This window comes from Flavobacterium aeripolare, from assembly GCF_013294025.1.
Taxonomy (GTDB): Bacteria; Bacteroidota; Bacteroidia; order Flavobacteriales; family Flavobacteriaceae; genus Flavobacterium.
The window spans coordinates 436,639-458,059 of the sequence record NZ_JABSNL010000001.1; the positions used below are offsets into that span (position 1 = coordinate 436,639).

Here is a 21,421-nt window from a genome sequence, read left to right on the forward strand (position 1 = left end):
CATGTAATAAATAATCATTTTAAAGTATATAATCATTAATATAAGCTAGAAGAATGTTATTTTTGTAACCTTAGACTACAGGTAAACACCTACTTTAGCATCATAAAAATGAAGACATATTACAGCAATAACGGAGGTGAGAATGAAGGCCCTTTCACACTCGAAGAATTAAAATCACAGCCTATTTTAAAAGAAACTTTAGTATGGACTAAAGGAATGGAAAAGTGGCAACCTGCCCACACGTTTCCAGAATTACAAGCACTTTTTCACAGCCCAGTTGTCGATATTCCCATAAAAAAAAGTGGCTACATGGAAGAAATTCCAGCAAGTAAAAAAGCGACTGTACTTGGTTTAAAAAAGAGTTATTTTTACTTAGTTGTATTGCTAGCCATAATTTTTGTAGGTGTTGGGGTTTTAAAATACCTTCAGCAATCAAAACAAGCCATCTTAGACGAGCGAAATAAAGAAACACAGTATGGGAACGTTCAAGTTGAAATTCAGCAAAAAGAAGCAAACCAAGACCGCATACAACAAGAAATCCAAAAGAGAATAGTATCTGAGAACAACGCCAAATTTAGAAAAGACACCATCACCTCTAGAATTGAAGAGGTAAAACAATTACTAGTTCAAAGTAAACAAGATTTGGCACTACTTAAAGAAGATTTACAAAACGCTGAAAAGTTTAGATTGCTTCGTAATGAAGAACGCAAGCAAGACCAAATTGATGCTGCCCAAATCGAAATCGAAACAAAAATAAAGTCAATAGACAACCTAGATAATGAATTGAACCGACTCTATCTTGAGCTCGAAACCATTCATTAAACTATAAAATGTAATATTGCGCTTTTATAAAATACTATCGCACTTTAACCAACCCGTAATACTCATGCGGGTTTTGTTAGTTAATAGCACTTCATGAAGCAATTCATTGCTTTGAAAAAAGACGGTTTTGCCCGCATTAGGACTTATAAATTGATCCACTCCGTTTTGATGAATCATTAGTTCGCCCCCATCACTTTCTTGCCAGTCTGGATTTAAGTAACTAATAATAGAATATTTTCTTGAGGGATTAGATTTAAACTGATCTAAATGTTGCAAGTAAAAATCACCCTCTTCATAAAGTGCGTAGTGAAATTCATAGTCTGTAATACCTGCATAACAGCTTTCGTTCAGGTATAAAATGAAAGCTTCCATTTGTTCAAAAAATTGATTCTCAAATGGATCGTTGTGCTTTTTATCTAACCAGTAAATTGAGTCACTACGAATCTCACTATCATAAGCAATTTTATCAGCATTGCCTATTCCAGCTGCTTTAAATAAATCCTTACTTTGTAGATTTAAAATATTTTGTCTTAAATTATTTGAAAGTTCTGTAGTCAAGAAATTTTCAGATATACCTACTCTACTATCGATAAAAGTAGTAATCAAAGCCTCAAAGCTATTTTCCATGGGAGTGTACGCAGCCGCAAAGACGGCCAACCTTTGTAAGGTAGTATAAATCACTACACTTATTACATCCATCCATACAATCTGAACAAAAAAAAAAGCACTTAGAAGAATTTCCTAAGTGCTTTTTTTACTAATAAATGCTTTACTATAATTTACTAATATAGCTTCCGTAGATATCTTTAAACTGGTAACCTTTTGTAATACGGTCCTTGCTTAATTTGTTGTTTTCGACTAATGCCCATAAAATAAATTCTTTCATAAACAATTTGTCTTCCTCGACTAACTCCGGTTGGTATTTTTTAATCAATATTTCTAGAGGAACGATTGTATTCAAGATGCGACTGTACTCTTCATCTGTAGCATCGTCCAATAATTCAAATCCGCTTTCAGCAAAGAACCATTCGATCAAATCAGTGTAAGCCGTTTTTGCATCTGGTTTTTCTAATTTTTCAATTTTAGGGAAATAGGCTGGGAAAAAAGTATGAATAGCTGATCCTAATAAACTTTGAGCCACTGCAGCAGCTCCCTCCTGCTCTCCTTCATAAACTAATTCTACCTTACCAGTAATAGCAGGAATAATACCCATAAAATCAGACAGACGTAAACTAGTTTTATCTGCTCCTGAAAGTAGTGCTCTACGTTCTGCAGTACTTAGTAAGTTTTCATAAGCAGTAATACTCATTCTCGCACTTACGCCACTTTTATTATCAATATATTCGCTATCTCGAGCTTCAAAACTAATTTGTTCTAATAAATCTTTAGCAAGAGAAGGCACATAAACAGTCTCTGTTTGCGATTGATCTAGTTTAGCTTCTTGCTCTGTAATTGTACGTGCAATTTTAATACTTTCTGGATAGTGCGTCAAAATTTGTGAACCTATTCTATCTTTCAATGGCGTTACAATACTTCCACGATTTGTATAATCTTCAGGGTTTGCAGTAAATACAAATTGCATATCTAAAGGCATTCTTAATTTAAAACCTCTAATCTGGATGTCTCCTTCCTGCAATATATTAAACAATGCTACTTGTATACGAGCTTGTAAATCAGGTAATTCATTGATAACAAAAATGCAACGATTGGCACGCGGAATCATTCCAAAATGAATTACTCTATCATCTGCATAAGACAATTTTAAATTGGCAGCTTTAATAGGGTCAATATCTCCAATTAGATCGGCTACGGTAACATCTGGGGTTGCTAATTTTTCGTAGAAACGTTCGCTTCTATGCAACCACGAGATTGGTGTATTGTCTCCTTCTGCTGCAATAATATCTTTAGAAAAACGAGATATCGGGTTAAACGGGTCGTCATTAATTTCTGATCCCGTCACAAACGGAATGTACTCATCTAACAACTCGGTCATTTTACGTGCAAGTCTCGTTTTGGCTTGACCACGAAGACCTAATAAATTGATATTATGACGTGATAAAATCGCTCTTTCTAACTCTGGTATAACGGTATCCTCAAATCCATGAACCCCTTCAAAAGCGGGTTTTCCTGACTTAATTTTTTCTCTTAAATTATTTCTTAGCTCTTCTTTAATCGAAATACTTTTATATCCCGCTGCTTTTAAGTCTCCTAATGTATGTATGTTTTCTATTTTCATTTTTCTTGTTTAAAAGTTGAGTTTCACAAATTGATTACTCAGCTTAATTCTTATTTTGTTAAGTAGCACTTTTACGATGGCTATCTAAATAGTGTAAAATTTACTTGATTTTCTTTTTACGATTTGTTTCATAATCTTCAAAAATCATTTCGCCTAAACCTTTAAGTCCGGTATAAAATGCCTTTCCTTGATTGGCCTCAGTAAATTTATTTACAAATTTTTGAAGGTAAGGATCATTTGCAATCATAAAAGTAGTAATTGGTATGTGCAGTTTTCTAGCTTGCTGAGCTTGGTTGTAGCATTTATCTACAATGTATTCATCAAGACCATTACTGTTCATGTAGTACGATCCGTCGCGCTCTCTAATACAACTTGGTTTACCATCAGTAATCATAAAGATTTGCTTGTTGGTATTTCGTTTTCTACGCAACATGTCCATCGCTAGCTGTAATCCTGCAACTGTATTAGTGTGAAACGGTCCCACTTTTAAATACGGTAAATCTTTGATAGCAATTGGCCAGGCATCATTACCAAAAACCAATATATCTAATGTGTCTTTAGGGTACCGCGTCGTGATCAACTCAGCAAGAGCCATAGCCACTTTTTTTGCAGGAGTAATTCTATCTTCACCATACAAAATCATACTGTGACTTATATCAATCATCAACACGGTACTCATTTGGGATTTATGCTGTGTATCTTCGACAACTAGGTCATTTTCGGTCAGCATAAAATCAGCTACACCGTTGTTTATTTGGGCATTTCTTAAGCTCTCTGTTAACGAAATACTTTCTAATCCGTCCCCAAAATGGAATTCTCTAAACTCACCTGTATGCTCATCACCAGTACCAGAATGCTTGGTTTTATGGTTCCCACTGCTCGTACGTTTTAAATTACCAAAAATTTGGTCTAAAGCTTGTTGACGTATCGCTCTTTCTGTCTTAGCAGTTATACCCAGTCCAGATGTACCGTCGTCTTTAACTTCGTCTCTTATATACCCTTTCTTCTTTAAATCTTCTATAAAATCATCAATTGTATAGTGTTCATCGGTGAGTTTGTACTCTACATCTAATTCCCGCAACCATTCAATGGCTTCATCAAAATCTCCTGAAGTATGCGTGATTAATTCTTTGAAAATACCAAAGAGTTTATCAAACGGAGACTGACTTGGCGCTTCGTATTGCTTGAAATAAAATCCTTTTTTATTATCATTTTTCATAACTTTAAAATTACATCATTTATAATATTCATGAAACAAACGATTATTAATTTTTAGTTAAAAAGATTTTACTTTTTTGTGCGTATTTTAGTCAGCTATATCAAACAATTATTCTTAAATTTATATTTCCAAAATTTAAGAAATGCACGATTTAGAACATTGGGGAATTATACTTTCCAATCAGGTTGATAAAAAGACTTTTATTGAAACCATATTAACTGAAAACACCATCACTGAATTACAAAGTTATAAAAATAAGAAAGGTGTATTATTCTCTGATATTGCCATAGAAGCATATATCAACAAGGAGTATTACGAAGATGATGTAACGAACTCCCCTATACAAAAAGGACGAAAATTAAGAACATTCTCCTCTGGTGAGCGTAAAAAAGTATATCTAGAATATTGTATCAATCAATTTCCTGATTTCATGATTCTTGATAACCCTCTTGATCATTTAGATATTAGTTCTAGAGCGGCAATAGCACTGCAATTAGAAGAGATTTCGAAAAAAATTCCTTTGATTATTATTGTAAATAGACAAGTAGATCTCTTTTCATTTGTAACTACTAAGGCAGTTATTAAAGACAATTCTTTTAGTTTTCATCCCTTTGAAATTGACACCACCTATCTAAATTCACAGACTAATCCTGTTATTCCGCTTCCAATTGAAGGAGTACATTTAGATCTAGATGTTTTAATAGAAATGAAGAATCTAAACGTTAGCTATTTAGAAAAAGGTATTTTAAAAAATATCAATTGGACGATTGAAAAAGGAGACTTTTGGCATTTACATGGCCCAAATGGTTCTGGAAAGAGCACCCTATTATCGTTAATTACAGGAGAAAACACAAAAGGTTACGACCAAGATTTACATTTATTTGGGTTCAAGAAAGGAAGTGGTGAATCGATCTGGGACATCAAGAAAAACATTGGCTATTTTTCTACCGCAATGACCGATTTATTTCAAAAAAACGATAGCTTAGAAAACATGATTCTATCCGGTTTTTTTGATTCTATCGGACTTTATGTAAAACCTACAGACCTACAGAAAAAAGCAGTTACGCAATGGTTAGAAGTTGTTGCAATGACCCATCATAAAAATACCTTATTTCGCAATCTATCAGTAGGCCAGCAACGTATAGCATTAATTATTAGAGCCGTATTAAAACACCCCCCATTATTGATTCTAGATGAAGCATTAGAGGGATTAGATGATTCAAATGTGGCATTAGTAAGCAGCTTGATAATGCTTTTATCGACACAAACCGCCATAACAATTTTATATGTTTCCCATCGAAAAGAAGCGACTATCCATCCCAAGAAATTCATAGAATTAGTACCTAGTCCTGCTGGCTCTACTGCTACAATAAATTAAGTTTGGGCGTGACCACAAGGGTCGTGCTTTACACTCTCAATCTCCCCAGAAAATTGGGAAGGATTTCCGTTGCAATCACTCACGCAAAAAAAACAAATACAAAACAAGAAGTTGGCTTTAATAAAAGTCCCCATCGACGTAGAACCAATTTCCTTCCTCTAGTTTAAAAATAGAATGTTCGTGATGTACTTGAGATTGTCCTTCACTATCAATATAAAAAGCCTTAAAAGTAACGGTGTTCACAGTGGCATTGACCACTAGCAATTTAATCCACTGGTTGCTCAAAGCCCAATCTTGAATATCTTCAAGCTTATGGTGCTTTCTAGTTGAAAAATGAGTTGTAGCAACAAGATATTTGGCGTTATTAGTGGCAAAAGCAGCGTATCGTGATCGCATTAAAGCTTCGGCAGTTGCAGGTTTTGCAGTGCCATTCAAGTAAGGAGCACAACATTTATCAAATGTTAAATGAGAACCACAATAACAATGTGTCATCTAATTAAAAATTAAGTTGCGCTTCTCAAAGCAATGATTTTTTGTTGCAATTGATTTAATAGCACTTGATACTTACTAATCTCAATCAAGTCGTCATCATCATCTGAAAAATCTAGTAAATCGTCTAATTGCTCGCTTACCTCAATCAATCTATCGTTTGCTTCATCTGCATCCTTAGCAACAATTAAATCAATAATCTCTTGCACATTTTGTTTTAAAGAAACGTATTTATTCTCTTCCATATATTATAATCTAAATTTCACCAGAAGCTTTAGCTTCATTAAATTTTTTTGTGATCTCTTTTAATTTTTCGGCTCTTGTTGTTTTCGCTAATTTAGCTTTATCTTGAGCTTTGTGTAGCTTGTCATTATGTTTCTTGATATTTCTATCGTTATTTCTACTCATAGTTCTCTTATTTTAATTACCATTTAAACTCAGCTATTCTTTCATAATAATCAAGTTTGTTTTATTTACTGCAAAGTTCGTTTTTTTTTAAACAACAATAGTAACAAAAAAGAACAAGAGTAGACAAATAGCTGTAGCTTAACAGTTTTACATTATTTACACCTTAATTAATAACAATAGCTGAAAATAAATTAAAAAAATGTAAATAATTACTCAATTTAGCAACTTTAAAGCAAAATAAGTTGCTATGTTAAATCATTTGGTTACTTTTAAGTAAGCAAAACCGCATTAAAACCTACAAATCTGGTAATTGATGAAAGTACAAACATATTGGTCCAAAATCTTAAATTGGCATATAATTAATCCTAGATTCTCAGGATTGATTGTGTTTGTATTTCTAGCTATTGTTTTTTCGATCACCGCTGTAAGACAATTCTTGTCTGAGACAGAGATGAAGAATACTAAAAGAGCAAATACATTGGAGCTAATTAATCGAAATATTGAGCAATCCTTAAAAAATGATTACATAACAGCACTAACACTTGCCCTCACTATAAATGATGAAGGTGTACCACAAGACTTTGAAGAAATAGGGAAAAAATTGGTAAGCTCTAGTCCTAGTATAAGCGCTGTTCAATTGGTTCCTAATGGTATTATTAAATACACCTACCCTGCCGAGGGGAATGAAGCTGCGATGGACCTAAATATATTTAAAGCAGAGCATACAAAAAAAGACGTACTCAAAACCCTGAAATTTCGCAAAATGGTCTTTTCAGGACCTCTAGAATTAAAACAAGGTGGAAGAGCCATTATAGGTAGACTGCCTGTTTATATAAAAGGAAAATTCTGGGGTTTTACAGCGGTCATTATTAGCTTAGATAAATTTCTTGATGCTGCGGGTGCTAACATTATTGATCATAGTAAATATGAATTTCAATTATCCAAAAAAAATTATCGCACTGGAGCAACAGATTTGTTTATAGCTCAAAAAACCAAGTTCACAAAGGACAACTTTGTCAAAAAAATCATTCCTGAAGGGGAATGGGAAATTTATTTAATCGATAAACAGACCAATCGATTAATGATTAACTTATTTGTGAGTCTGTTTCTTGGACTAATTCTAGCCATTACTTTTGCAATGCTAACTATTTTACTACTTAAAAGAGCCACGCAATTAAAAGTTTTAGTAGATAAACAAGCGCTAAATATTAAAGACAACGAAATAAAATTTAAAACAATTTTTGATCAAGCCGCAGTGGGTATTGCCAATGTAAATGGTAGAACAGGACAGTTTATTGAAGTAAATAACTATTTCTGTAAGATGCTGGGATATACTCAAGAAGAGATGAAATTAAAAACGTTTCAGTCAATCACACACTTAGATGACCTTACTGAAGACCTTGATAATGTTAAAAAATTAAAAGATAGAGAAATAGAAGAGTATTCGATGGAAAAAAGATACTTCTCTAAAAACGGAGCTATTGTATGGGCTAACTTAACTGTTACGCCACTGTTTAACCAAGATCAAAAACAGATTAGTGTTATAGGTATTATCGAAGATATAACTGCCAAAAAAGCAAACGAAGAACTTCTAAAAAAGAATGAAAATCACTTTAAAGCACTATTTGATGATTCTCCACTACCAATTAGAGAGGAGGATTATTCCGCAGTAAAAATCGAACTCGCATTACTAGGTTTAATGAATAAACCTGAGGACGAAATCAATACATTTTTAATAGCCAATCCTTTGATTGTAGAAAAAATTAGAAATCTCATCAAAATTAATCATACTAACAAAGCATTTCTAAATTTATACAAAGTAAATTCAAGCAAACAATTGATTGCTTTTAGAAAAAATAATCGACCTGCTAGTACAGTGGGACACTTTATAAAATTATTGATTGCAATTGCTACTAACAAGCAAAAGTTTCAAATTGACACAAGCATTATAGATATTGAAAATGTCCTGCATCACATCACCTTCAAATGGAATATTATTGAAGGGTATGAAAATAGCTTAGCCAAGACAATTATAACAAGCGAAGACATAACAGAACGTAAAGATGCAGAGAAAATAATACAGCGTTCTCAAGAGAAAATACAGTCGTTGATAGACACTGTTGATGGTATTGTATGGGAATGTAATCCCAGTAGCTTTGCGTTCACTTTTGTAAGTAAAAAAGTGGAAGAAATACTAGGCTATACCGCCGAAGAGTGGTTAGCTTCTCCTACCTTCTGGAGTGATCATATTTATGAAGAGGATAAAGAGCCCATCATTGATTTTTGCAAGTTCAAAACTGATCGTATGGAAGATCATGACTTTGAATATCGCATGGTAGCAAAGAACAATAGCATTGTTTGGCTGCGCGACATTGTTACTGTTGTAACTGAAAACGACAAAATCATTAACCTAAGAGGGATCATGATCGATATTACAAAAACCAAGGAAGTTGAAAAGCATTTAAAAGATTCTTTCAACTTGGTTAGTGAGCAAAATAAGCGCTTGCTTAATTTTTCATACATTGTATCACACAACTTACGTTCGCATACTAGTAACATTACCTCATTGACAGATTTGATCCAGCACTCAGAAACAGCAGAGGAAAAAGACGAACTAATTGATTTGCTAAAATTAGTAAGTAATGCTCTTAATGATACACTTTATAATTTAAATGAGGTCGTAAATATTCAAACAAACCTAAATCTAATAGTAGAGAAAATAAAACTCAAACCCTATTTAGACAACACCTTGACTATTTTACGCAATGAGATAAGGGCAAATGACATTACAATAAATTCAAATATTACTAATGCGATTACCATCCAATATAACCCCGCTTATCTAGAAAGCATCTTATACAATATGATCTCTAATGCTGTTCGATACTGCGATAAAATCCGACAATGTGAAGTAACTATAAATTATTCCTGCGAGGAGGGTGTCAAGTACTTAAGTATCAGTGACAACGGAATTGGTATTGATTTAAATCGTAATGGTGATAAAATATTCGGTATGTACAAGACTTTCACTGACCATGTAGATTCTAAAGGTATTGGGCTATTTATAACTAAAAATCAAATCGAGGCAATGGGAGGATCGGTTACAGTCGAAAGTGAATTAGGAAAAGGAACTACTTTTAAAATACAGTTAGCATGAGTCAAAAAAAGATATGGGTTGTAGATGACGATCGCATTTACAAAACGATAATTAAAAAGATAATCGACAAATCAGCTATGTTTAGTGATACTACAACTTTTTCTAACGGAAAAGAGGCAATCAGTGCATTGAAGGATGCTATTTCAAACAAGGATATACTTCCAGATATTGTATTATTAGATATAGAAATGCCTGTGATGGATGGCTGGGGCTTCATGGAGGAATTTGCATTAATAAAAGAAAACATTCCACCGCGCCTTATTATCTACATTTCAAGTTCTTCTATAGCTATAGAAGACAAATTAAAGGCTAAAAACAATCCTAATATTGTAGGCTATATGTCTAAACCTATTACCATTGACGATCTTAAATTAATCGCTGATTTTAATTAAGGTAGTAGCGTGCTTTTAATCTCCTCTAGACTTTTTTCGGTAAAAATTAATTGCTCGATAATGGTTTTTCTAAGCACGTCTAAATCCTCATAATCATAATACTTAGCCCATGAGGTTAATTCGAATAAGTTCCGAATTTGCTTTATTTTTTTAGTGGTATCAAAGCTGGTACGCAATACTGCTTTATGATCGTACTGTGGATTATTTTTATGCTCATAGTTGACTGTGCGATTAACATAATCTGCAGCGATATAATATAGCTTTTCTATGACATTATCAGGATAGAAGGAATCCCAATTAGCAAAACCTAATTTAGTTTTTGATACAGATGGAGGATCAAGTGCAATCAATCTCCATTTGCTATTAGCAAGCCTGCCCCAGTGATGCGATAAACGATACATGCCTTTATCTGTATAGTAATAGGTACTTCCTGCTTTACTATTAAATTGTGCTTTCAAACCTTCAATTCTCGAAATAGCAACTTCTTCAAAAACGCAAAAGGTATTTTTAAAAGCATTAGGAGCTGGTTTTATATTTTTTTCCATGCGCAAATATAATCAGAAAGTACAGAATAGAAAACAAGGAATAAATGATTAACTTTGCCACTTTAAAATCTAAAAATAAATATCATGACAAAGACTTCAGACGAAAAAATGTTGCAGAAAGGGGTTTACACAGGAGTAATTGAAAAAGATGAAAACAACAATTTCTTTTGCGGAGCTTATCTTTTAGATTACAAGATGGTAGTTGCTAAACATGCTTTAGGAGATTTAGTTACGATTAAAACCGTAATCGAAAACCCAAGCGATATCAGTCATAATAAATACCCTAAAAAGTCTAAAAACTTTGATAAAGCAAATCATAAGCCACAACAATAAATAGTTTTTGTGATTGTAGTTAGAACCCAACAATGATTTTCTTATTTTTTTTTAAGGACTAAGTAAAAGATTAAAAAAAAGTGTACCTTTGCAAAAAATTGTTGTTTTTTAAGATCAATTGAATAAAATTCTAATTAAAAGACAAGTAGTTACCTTATTTATGAAAAAAATAGTTGAATACCGCAAGTTACTTAATGTAGATAAAACTGCAGAATTAAAAGATTTAAAAACCATTTATCGTAATGCGATGAAAGAATCTCACCCTGATAAATTTCAAGGAGATGAAGCTGGTTTAAAAGCTGCAGAAGAAAATAGTAAAAAAATTATTGAGGCTTACCACTTTTTAGTAAGTATCAATCCAGAAACTATTAAAGTTAACTTACCAGAATACACTGAAACAATTACTACTGCTACAATTACAGATTACAAATTTGTTGAAGGTAGATTAATCATCAATTTCTCAAACGGAAGTGTTTACGAATACATTAGTGTTCCTAAAGCTACTTACGTAAAAATGGTAAATGCTGATTCTCCAGGTAGATTTGCAAAAAGACATATCTTGAATTCATTTACATGGAGAAAAACAATAAATCAAGACTAATTGATTTGCCTTTTCTACTCTAACTGAGTTAAAAATAAAAAGCCCAATTTTTAAATTGGGCTTTTCTTGTTTTGACAATTAATCATTCAACAATTATAAATTCTGACCTTCTATTTTTTTGAAGTTCTTCATCGGTGCATGTTCCTTCAGCACAAGGCCTGATTGGTTCCGTCTCACCGTAGCCTTTTGCCGTAAGTCTTTCTTGAGCAATTCCTTTAGAAACCATAAAAGTCATTGTTGATTGCGCTCGCTTTTCAGATAAATTCATATTCAATTCTGATGAACCACGATTATCAGTATGGGATCTTATTGCAATCTTCAACTTGGGGTGTACAGTCATAGCCGCAATGACCTTAGCAATTTCAAAGCCAGCATCTCCTCTTATATCCCATTTGTTAGTATCAAATAAGATTGGGCTTAACTTTAAAATCCTACCCAAGTCTTCCCCTAGGCTTGCTTTGTAAACATCTTTTTCCAAGTATACAATTTGTTCTTTCGCGAAAGCGTTAACAATTTTCTCATTAGTCCCATAGCCTTCCTTATTAACTTTAGCAAAATATTGTTTTAAGGGAATCTCCTTAAATTTTGCACTACCATCTGTATCAGTACTACTACTTTTAATCTCTATATTTTCAAGATCTTTTAAAGAAACAACAGCATTAGCAATTACTTGGTCTGAATCTATATCTTTAACAATAATAACAATTGCTGTGGTTTCAACGGTGCTTAAAGGAGCTAATTCCTGTAAGGTATAGATATCATCTCCTCCCTTACCTCCTATCCTATTTGATGAAAAATATCCCAATTTACTGTTTATATTAATAATGTAATTAAAATCATCCATTGGACTATTGATAGGTCTACCTACATTTTCGACAAAAGAAAAAGTACTATCGCTATCAATTTTTGCAGCAAAAACATCTAAACCACCAAGGCCCGGTAATCCATCAGAAGAAAAATATAAGATGTTATTCTCGCTAATAAAAGGAAAAGTCTCCCTTCCTTCTGTATTAATTTCTCTACCTAAATTCTTTGGTATACCTACAGAACCATCGTGACGTATAGCAACTTCAAAAATATCAGAAGCACCTATTGTTCCCGGCATATCAGAAGCAAAATACATTTTATCTCCCCTGCTATTAAGCGTAGGATGCGCACAAGAGTATGCATCAGAATTAAATGGCATTTCAAAAATCTCTCCCCATTCATTATCATTATTTAGTGTTGCGCGGTAAATTTTGAGACGCGTTAAACCTTCAACATCGCGCTTTCTCTTATTGCCTATGTAATTATTTCTAGTAAAATATACCGTTCTCCCGTCTGGACTAAATGCCGGTGTGGACTCATGGAATTTAGTATTTATTGCTTTCGAAAATTTCTTAGTCACTGTAAATTGCCCGTCTACCTTTAGTGAAGCAATGTATAAATCAGTGAATGGCTCATTATCCCATTTGTGTATGCTTCTAGATACAACACCAGTATCTCTAGCGCTCGCAAATACAACTTTATCCTTGTAAAATGCGACCCCATAGTCAGACTCTGTAGTGTTCTCCCTTAAGAGGGAAATAGTATACCTATTTGAATTTTTTTCGATCTTATTTAAGTAATTCTGATTAGAGATAAGGATAAGAGAGCGGTTATCAGTAGGCTTGGTCCTAACAAACTCCTCCATTACTTTCCTTGCCTCAACAATGTCACCTGACGCTTTCAAAGCGTGCGCGTACCTAAAATAGTACTCTGGAGCCATATTTTTATCCGAATTATACAATTTCTCATACCACGGCAATGCTAAAGTCAGGTCACCCTTAAAATAATTAGCATCCGCCATGCGCTGATACAATTCAACTGATTTATACCCTTCATCGGCTACTTTTTTGAATATATCAATCGCTGGAGAAAAAGAATAATTTTCGAAATCTTTGTTTGCTTTCTCTACCTTATTTTCTTGTGCTAATAGTGTATTAGTGCAGATTAACAAGACCAATATCGTAAGTTTGTTTCTTAAAATCATAGCTTAAGTTTTGTTTTAAAAGTGTCTAGGCGTTAGTAACTTATTAAATCTGTTGAACAGTTCAAATCGCGCAATAAATTCAAAAGAACCATCATTAAAATTAGTATTACCAAGTTCAGTAACTTCTCTATCATACGCAAACCCTAATAATATAGAGTCGGTAGCATTAAACCCTGCCATAGCGCTCCAAGCGGCATCTAATCGATGAGCTACTCCTATTGTAAGTTTGTCATTATAAATAAAATTAGCTGAAAGATCTAGTTGTAACGGCGCACCCACAACTGCTTTAACTAAAACGGTAGGTTTAAACTTAAAATTATGATTCAAATCGAATACGTACCCACTTATAAAGTACAAATTGATTTTTTCCTTCGCCACTGAAAATGACGAGTCATCGAAGTATTTTGTTTCTAAGATATTAGGAACAGAAAGTCCAGCATAAAATTTTTCATTGTGATAGTAAAGACCTGCTCCTACATTAGGTGCAATTGTACTTCTCATATCGTTTTTAAGCATTGTTGGTTCATTTTGATACCTACTTAGCCTATCATAATCGATGTTCAAAATATTAATTCCACCTTTTATACCAAAGGATAGCTTGCCCTCTAGGGATGTTTCAATAGTATAAGAAAACATTCCATCAATAACATTTTCTGTAGTAGGACCTATTTTATCAGCCACCACAGATAACCCTAATCCTATACGATTTGAAACCGGTGAGTTAATATTAAATGTTTGTGTCGATGGTGCTCCCTCCAGCCCAACCCATTGTGATCTATGCAAAGCAGTAATACTAAGAACTCCTCTGGAACCTGCATATGCAGGATTGACACTCATAGTATTGTACATATATTGGGTGTATTGCGCGTCTTGCTGTGCGTAGCTACTAAGCCCAACAAGTACCAGTAATAGCAGAAATATATTTTTCATCTTCTAGTTTTTTATTATTGTTTAATAAGACCAGCCATTAGACTGGTCTATTTTGAGCTTAGCATTAATTGATGTAGATATACCCTGAAGTATCAATACTAACTGATTCCTTATTCACGTAATTGATCACATAGAAATAAGTTCCTGAAGGCAACATATCATTGCTGCCAATTGTTAACCTACCAGTTGACTTACCATAAAAGAAATTCTTTTGAGAATTATAACCTTTAGTATCCCATACTAGAACTCCCCATCTATTATAAATTCTAACAGAGTTATTAGGAAATGAATCAAGATTTTCAATAACTAGAATATCATTAAACCCATCTCCATTAGGAGTTATTAATTGGTTAACATGAATCTCTTTTTCAGATTTATTATTAGGCTCAAGATAATCAGGTATACCGTCACCATCTGTATCACGAGGATTTGTTGGATTTACGCCTATCTCTTCACCATTTGCAAAACCATCTCCATCACAATCTCCAGCTAAGAAATTAATTGATTGCGCAACGGTAACATGTTCTTCGAGTGAATCACATCCATTTAGTGGATTTGTTGTATCAATAACCTCAACACCATCAATAACACCATCCCCATCTGTATCTGGATTTAAAGGATCAGTTCCTAAAATTACCTCCTCACCATCTTTCAAGCCATCACCATCGGTATCTAGATTCAAGGGATTTGTTCCCAGAGTGACTTCCTCACCATCTGTCAGTCCGTCTCCGTCTGTATCTGGCTTTAAGGGGTCAGTTCCCAAAACACTTTCATCTTGATTAGTTACTCCATCACTATCACAATCTGCGCTAGATATATCCACACATTCTATAATTGCCAAAGTAACCGTAGCGGCACTGCATAATCCTGCGGTGGTGCATACTTGGTATGTAAACGTATCTTGCCCTGTCGTAAAATCAATATTAGGAACATAGTTAATCGTACCATCATTATTAACCGTAATAGTTCCATTCTTTGGAAGCGAAGAAATAGTGACATTTAACACGCTACCTGGAGCAAAAACATCGTTTTGTAAAACATCCAATACTGCAGGCTCACCACTATTTATAGCAATAAAATCAGCATTTGCAATAGGTTCAGTATTGTTAGGACTTACTGCATTCACTGTAAATGTTACTGTTCCTGTAATGCTTATTTTCCCATCTCCAACAGTATATTCAAATGAATCTTCTCCCACAAAACCAATTGCAGATTGATAGGTATAATTCCCATCTGTACCAATAATGATTTCTCCTCCTTCTACTGTGGTAAATGTTCCGGCTGTTACAGTTAACGTATCGCCATCAGCATCAGTGTCGTTCGATTGTAAAGTAGCAACTGAATTGTACAAAACATCTGAAGTTGTAGTTGCTGTATCGTTCACCGCTACTGGAGCTGAATTTGCTGGAACACTCACTGTAAATGTAACCGTTCCGGTTGCAGTTGCTTGACCATCTCCAACAGTATAAACATAAGCATCAGTTCCTATAAAAGCTGTAGGAGATTGATAGGTATAATTCCCATCTGTACCAATAATGATTTCCCCGCCTTCTGCTGTGGCAAATGTTCCCGCCGTAACAGTCAACGTATCGTCGTCAGCATCTGTGTCATTAGATTGTAAAGTAGCAACTGAATTGTACAAAACATCTGAAGTTGTTGTTGCTGTATCGTTCACCGCTACTGGAGCTGAATTTGCTGGAACACTCACTGTAAATGTAACCGTTCCGGTTGCAGTTGCTTGACCATCTCCAACAGTATAAACATAAGCATCAGTTCCTATAAAAGCTGTAGGAGATTGATAGGTATAATTCCCATCTGTACCAATAATGATTTCCCCGCCTTCTGCTGTGGTAAATGTTCCGGCTGTTACAGTTAACGTATCGCCATCAGCATCTGTGTCATTCGATTGTAAAGTAGCAACTGAATTGTACAACACATCTGAAGTTACACTCGCTGTATCGTTCACCGCTACTGGAGCTGAATTTACTGGAGCACTCACTGTAAATGTAACCGTTCCGGTAGTAGTTGCTTGACCATCTCCAACAGTATAAACATAAGAATCAGTTCCTATAAATCCATTCGCTGATTGATAGGTGTAATTCCCATCAGCATCAATAATGATTTCTCCTCCTTCTACTGTCGCAAATGTTCCTGCTGTAACAGTCAATGTATCGCCGTCAGCATCTGTGTCATTCGATTGTAAAGTAGCAACTGAATTGTACAACACATCTGAAGTTACACTCGCTGTATCGTTCACCGCTACTGGAGCTGAATTTGCTGGAGCACTTACTGTGAACGTAACCGTTCCCGTAGTAGTTGCTTGACCATCGCCAACAGTATAAACATAAGAATCAGTTCCTATAAATCCAATTGCAGATTGATAGGTGTAATTCCCATCTGCAACAATAATTATTTCTCCTCCTTCTACTGTAGTAAATGTTCCGGCTGTAACTGTTAAAGTATCGCCGTCAGCATCAGTGTCATTCGATTGTAAAGCAGCAGTTGAATTGTACAACACATCTGAAGTTACATTCGCTGTATCGTTCACCGCTACTGGAGCTGAATTTACTGGAGCAGTTACAGTGAACGTCACCGTTCCTGTAGTACTTGCTTTTCCGTCTCCTACAGTATAAACATAAGTATCAGTTCCTATAAATCCAATTGCAGATTGAAAGGTGTAATTCCCATCGGTATCAATAATGATCTCTCCTCCTTGAGTGGTTGCAAATGTTCCAGCTGTTACCGTTAAAGTATCGCCGTCAGCATCTGTATCATTCGATTGTAAAGCAGCAGTTGAATTGTACAACACATCCGAAATTACACTCGCTGTATCGTTCACCGCTACTGGAGATGAATTTACTGGAGCACTTACAGTGAACGTCACCGTTCCGGTTGTAGTTGCTTGACCATCTCCAACTGTGTATTCGAACGAATCTTCTCCTACAAAACCAATTGCAGATTGATAAGTATAATTCCCATCAGCATCGATAATGATTTCTCCGCCTTCTGCTGTGGCAAATGCTCCCGCCGTAACAGTCAACGTATCACCATCAGCATCTGTGTCATTCGATTGTAAACTAGCAAATGAATTATATAACACATCTGAAGTTACAGTTGCTGTATCGTTCACCGCTACTGGAGTAGAATTTGCTGGAGCACTTACAGTGAACGTCACCGTTCCTGTAGTACTTGCTTGTCCATCGCCAACGGTATAAACATAAGTATCAGTTCCTATAAATCCAATTGCAGATTGATAGGTATAATTCCCATCTGCATCAATAATGATTTCTCCTCCTTGAGTGGTTGCAAATGTTCCGGCAGTAATAGTTAGAGTGTCGCCATCAGCATCAGTATCATTCGATTGTAATGTAGCTGTTGAATTGTAAAGAACTTCGGTAGTAGCTGTTGCAGAATCATCCACTGCTACTGGAGCTGAATTCGTCGGAATTACAGCATTCACCGTAATAGTTAATGTTCCTGTAGTAGTTACTCTTCCATCACTAACAGTATAAACATAAGTATCAGTTCCTACAAAACCAATTGCAGATTGATAGGTATAATTCCCATCGGCATCAATAATAATTTCCCCGCCTTCTACTGTGGTAAATGTTCCGGCAGTAACCGTTAAAATATCACTATCAGCATCTATATCGTTCGATTGTAATGTAGCAACTGAATTGTACAAAACATCGGAAGCTACATTCGCTGCATCGTTCACCGCTACTGGAGCCGAATTTGCTGGAGCACTCACTGTAAATGTAACCGTTCCGGTAGTAGTTGCTTTTCCGTCACCAACTGTGTATTCGAATGAATCTGTACCTACAAAACCAGTCGCTGATTGATAGGTGTAATTCCCATCTGCAGCAATAATAATTTCTCCTCCTTCTAATGTTGTAAATGTTCCGGCTGTAACCGTTAACGTATCGCCGTTAGCATCTGTGTCATTCGATTGTAAAGTTGCAACTGAATTGTATAACACACCTGAAGTTACATTCGCTGTATCGCTCACCGCTACTGGAGCTGAATTTGCTGGAGCACTTACAGTGAACGTCACCGTTCCTGTAGTACTTGCTTTTCCGTCTCCTACAGTATAAACATAAGTATCAGTTCCTATAAATCCAGTAGCTGACTGATACGTATAATTCCCATCAGCATCGATAATGATCTCTCCTCCTTCTACTGTGGCAAATGTTCCCGCTGTTACAGTTAAAGCATCACCATCAGCATCAGTGTCATTCGATTGTAATGTAGCTGTTGAATTGTACAACAAATTTGAAGTTGCACTTGCTGTATCATTTACTGCTACTGGGGCTGAATTAGTTGGTATTGCAGCATTCACTGTAAATGTTACTGTTCCTTGTGTAGTTGCTTGACCATCTCCAACAGTGTATACATAAGTATCAATTCCTACAAAACCAATTGCAGATTGATAGGTATAATTCCCATCGGCATCAATAATAATTTCCCCGCCTTCTACTGTGGTAAATGTTCCGGCAGTAACCGTTAAAATATCGCCGTTAGCATCTGTGTCATTCGATTGTAAAGTTGCAACTGAATTGTATAACACACCTGAAATTACATTCGCTATATCGTTCACCGCTACTGGAGCTGAATTCGTCGGAATTACTGCACTCACTGTAAATGTAACCGTTCCTGTAGTAGTTGCTTGTCCATCGCCAACAGTATAAACATAAGTATCAGTTCCTATAAATCCAGTCGCTGATTGATAGGTATACTTCCCATCGGCATCAATAATTATTTCCCCGCCTTCTACTGTTGCAAATGTTCCCGCTGAAACAGTTAACGTATCACCATCAGCATCAGTGTCATTTGATTGTAAAGTAGCAACTGAATTGTACAACATATCTGAAGTGACACTTGCTGCATCGTTCACCGCTACTGGAGCTGAATTTGCTGGAGCAATTACAGTGAACGTCACCGTTCCGGTAGTACTTGCTTGACCATCACTAACAGTATAAACATACGTATCAGTTCCTATAAATCCAGTCGCTGATTGATACGTAAAATTCCCATCGGCAGCAATAATAATTTCTCCACCTTGAGTGGTTGCAAAAGTTCCGGCCGTAACAGTTAACGTATCACCATCAGCATCTGTGTCACTTGATTGTAAAGTAGCAACTGAATTGTACAACACATCTGAAGTGACACTTGCTGCATCGTTTACCGCTACTGGAGCTGCATTTGCTAGAGCACTTACAGTGAACGTCACCGCTCCGGTAGTAGTTGCTTGACCATCGCCAACAGTATAAACATAAGTATCAGTTCCTATAAATCCAGTCGCTGATTGGTAAGTGTAGTTTCCATCGGCATCAATAATAATTTCTCCGCCTTCTGCTGTGGCAAATGTTCCCGCTGTTACCGCTAAAATATCGCCGTCAACATCTGTGTCATTCGACTGTAAACTAGCTGTTGAATTGTACAACACATCTGAAGTTACACTCGCAGTATCGTTAACCGCTACTGGAGCTGAATTTGCTAGAGCACTTACAGTAAATGTAACCGTTCCGGTAGTAGTTACTTGTCCATCGCCAACAGTATAAACATAAGTATCAGTTCCTATAAATCCAGTCGCTGATTGGTAAGTGTAGTTTCCATCGGCATCAATAATAATTTCTCCGCCTTCTGCTGTGGCAAATATTCCCGCTGTTACCGCTAAAATATCGCCGTCAACATCTGTGTCATTCGATTGTAAAGTAGCAACTGAATTGTACAAAACATCGGAAGTCACATTCGCTGTATCGTTCACTGCTATTGGAGTAGAATTTGCTGGTGCACTCACAGTAAATGTAACCGTTCCAGTTGTAGTTGCTTGACCATCTCCAACTGTGTATACGTAAGTATCAGTTCCTATAAATCCAATTGCAGATTGATAGCTGTAATTCCCATCGGAATCAATAATAATTTCTCCTCCTTCTACTGTCGCAAATGTTCCCGCTGTTACCGCTAAAATATCGCCGTCAGCATCAGTGTCATTCGATTGTAAAGTAGCAACAGAATTGTACAACACATCGGAAGTTACACTCGCTATATCGTTAACCGGTACCGGAGCAGAGTTTACTGGAGCACTCACTGTAAATGTAACCGTTCCGGTAGTAGTTGCTTGACCATCTCCAACAGTATAAACATAAGTGTCAGTTCCTATAAATCCAGTCGCTGATTGATAGGTGTAATTCCCATCTGCATCAATAATGATTTCTCCGCCTTGAGTGGTTGCAAATGTTCCCGCCGCAACAGTAAACGTATCGCCGTCAGCATCTGTATCATTCGATTGTAAACTAGCAACTGAATTGTATAACACATCTGAAGTTGTTGTTGCTGTATCGTTAACCGCTACTGGAGTAGCATTTGCTGGAGCACTCACAGTGAACGTCACCGTTCCGGTAGCACTCGCTTTTCCGTCTCCAACAGTATAAACATAAGAATCAGTTCCTATAAATCCAGTCGCAGATTGGTAGGTGTAATTCCCATCGGCATCAATAATAATTTCTCCTCCTTGAGTGGTTGCAAATGTTCCGGCAGTAATAGTTAGAGTGTCGCCATCAGCATCAGTGTCATTCGCTTGTAATGTAGCTGTTGAATTGTAAAGAACTTCGGTTGTACCTGTTGCAGAATCATCCACTGCTACTGGAGCTGAATTCGTCGGAATTACAGCATTCACCGTAATAGTTAATGTTCCGGTAGTAGTTGCTTGTCCATCGCCAACGGTATAAACATAAGTATCAGTTCCTATAAATCCAGTCGCTGACTGATAGCTGTAATTCCCATCGGCATCAATAATGATTTCTCCTCCTTGAGTGGTTGCAAATGTTCCGGCAGTAATAGTTAGAGTGTCGCCATCAGCATCAGTGTCATTCGCTTGTAATGTAGCTGTTGAATTGT

The 21,421-nt window shown here is 35.7% G+C and carries 16 protein-coding genes; 6 read left to right on the forward strand and 10 right to left on the reverse strand.

Features of this window, described 5'->3' with window-relative positions; genetic code table 11:
- Positions 1-108 precede the first annotated feature (108 nt).
- On the forward strand, positions 109-822 hold the full coding sequence (locus tag HNQ00_RS01830; RefSeq protein ID WP_173836515.1) for a GYF domain-containing protein: 714 nt from the start codon (positions 109-111) through the stop codon (positions 820-822).
- A gap of 24 nt (positions 823-846) precedes the next feature.
- Here HNQ00_RS01830 and HNQ00_RS01835 read toward each other — a convergent pair whose 3' ends face one another.
- The 3 genes from HNQ00_RS01835 to HNQ00_RS01845 form a co-directional block, all read right to left on the reverse strand.
- Positions 847-1,521, reverse strand: coding sequence for a 2OG-Fe(II) oxygenase (locus HNQ00_RS01835; protein ID WP_254598419.1), 675 nt, complete (start codon positions 1,519-1,521; stop codon positions 847-849).
- A gap of 73 nt (positions 1,522-1,594) precedes the next feature.
- On the reverse strand, positions 1,595-3,058 hold the full coding sequence (locus tag HNQ00_RS01840) for a MoxR family ATPase (RefSeq protein WP_173836517.1): 1,464 nt from the start codon (positions 3,056-3,058) through the stop codon (positions 1,595-1,597).
- A 100-nt stretch (positions 3,059-3,158) separates the two neighbouring features.
- Complete coding sequence (locus tag HNQ00_RS01845) at positions 3,159-4,277, reverse strand: vWA domain-containing protein (RefSeq protein ID WP_173836519.1); 1,119 nt, start codon at positions 4,275-4,277, stop codon at positions 3,159-3,161.
- Between the two features lie 142 nt (positions 4,278-4,419).
- Here HNQ00_RS01845 and HNQ00_RS01850 point away from each other — a divergent pair, with 142 nt between their 5' ends.
- Complete coding sequence (locus tag HNQ00_RS01850) at positions 4,420-5,655, forward strand: ATP-binding cassette domain-containing protein (protein WP_173836521.1); 1,236 nt, start codon at positions 4,420-4,422, stop codon at positions 5,653-5,655.
- 117 nt (positions 5,656-5,772) lie between these two features.
- Here the strand turns inward: HNQ00_RS01850 and HNQ00_RS01855 are convergent, their stop codons facing one another.
- From HNQ00_RS01855 to HNQ00_RS01865, 3 genes are read right to left on the reverse strand one after another with little or no spacing between them, the layout of a single operon-like run.
- Positions 5,773-6,147, reverse strand: coding sequence for a YchJ family protein (locus HNQ00_RS01855; RefSeq protein ID WP_173836523.1), 375 nt, complete (start codon positions 6,145-6,147; stop codon positions 5,773-5,775).
- An 11-nt stretch (positions 6,148-6,158) separates the two neighbouring features.
- Positions 6,159-6,389 carry a hypothetical protein gene (locus HNQ00_RS01860; protein WP_173836525.1) on the reverse strand — a complete coding sequence of 77 codons (231 nt, stop codon included), beginning with the start codon at positions 6,387-6,389 and terminating at the stop codon, positions 6,159-6,161.
- A 10-nt stretch (positions 6,390-6,399) separates the two neighbouring features.
- On the reverse strand, positions 6,400-6,552 hold the full coding sequence (locus tag HNQ00_RS01865) for a hypothetical protein (protein WP_173836527.1): 153 nt from the start codon (positions 6,550-6,552) through the stop codon (positions 6,400-6,402).
- 313 nt (positions 6,553-6,865) lie between these two features.
- Between HNQ00_RS01865 and HNQ00_RS01870 the strand changes: the two genes are divergently transcribed.
- Together HNQ00_RS01870 and HNQ00_RS01875 are read left to right on the forward strand one after the other, a co-directional pair.
- A complete protein-coding gene (locus HNQ00_RS01870; protein WP_173836529.1) occupies positions 6,866-9,709 on the forward strand; it encodes a PAS domain S-box protein in 2,844 nt (947 codons plus the stop codon).
- Positions 9,706-10,101 (forward strand): response regulator, encoded by a 396-nt coding sequence (locus HNQ00_RS01875; RefSeq protein WP_173836531.1) that lies wholly within the window; start codon positions 9,706-9,708, stop codon positions 10,099-10,101. Before HNQ00_RS01870 ends, HNQ00_RS01875 begins: the two co-directional genes overlap by 4 nt.
- Here HNQ00_RS01875 and HNQ00_RS01880 read toward each other — a convergent pair.
- A complete protein-coding gene (locus tag HNQ00_RS01880) occupies positions 10,098-10,646 on the reverse strand; it encodes a hypothetical protein (RefSeq protein ID WP_173836533.1) in 549 nt (182 codons plus the stop codon). The two genes, HNQ00_RS01875 and HNQ00_RS01880, sit on opposite strands and share 4 nt — an antisense overlap.
- Positions 10,647-10,730: 84 nt before the next feature.
- Here HNQ00_RS01880 and HNQ00_RS01885 point away from each other — a divergent pair, with 84 nt between their 5' ends.
- Positions 10,731-10,979: a hypothetical protein gene (locus tag HNQ00_RS01885; RefSeq protein WP_173836535.1), complete on the forward strand. Its 249-nt coding sequence runs from the start codon at positions 10,731-10,733 to the stop codon at positions 10,977-10,979.
- A gap of 160 nt (positions 10,980-11,139) precedes the next feature.
- Positions 11,140-11,580, forward strand: coding sequence for a KTSC domain-containing protein (locus HNQ00_RS01890; RefSeq protein ID WP_173836537.1), 441 nt, complete (start codon positions 11,140-11,142; stop codon positions 11,578-11,580).
- 82 nt (positions 11,581-11,662) lie between these two features.
- On the opposite strand, the gene HNQ00_RS01895 is transcribed toward HNQ00_RS01890, so the two are convergent.
- The 3 genes from HNQ00_RS01895 to HNQ00_RS01905 all read right to left on the reverse strand — a co-directional run.
- Positions 11,663-13,591, reverse strand: coding sequence for an OmpA family protein (locus tag HNQ00_RS01895; protein ID WP_173836539.1), 1,929 nt, complete (start codon positions 13,589-13,591; stop codon positions 11,663-11,665).
- Between the two features lie 15 nt (positions 13,592-13,606).
- Entirely contained in the window at positions 13,607-14,521 is a 915-nt protein-coding gene (locus tag HNQ00_RS01900) for a PorP/SprF family type IX secretion system membrane protein (RefSeq protein ID WP_173836541.1), read from the reverse strand.
- A gap of 64 nt (positions 14,522-14,585) precedes the next feature.
- Positions 14,586-21,421 (reverse strand): Ig-like domain-containing protein (locus HNQ00_RS01905; RefSeq protein ID WP_173836543.1); only part of this gene is annotated, 6,836 nt, incomplete at its 5' end.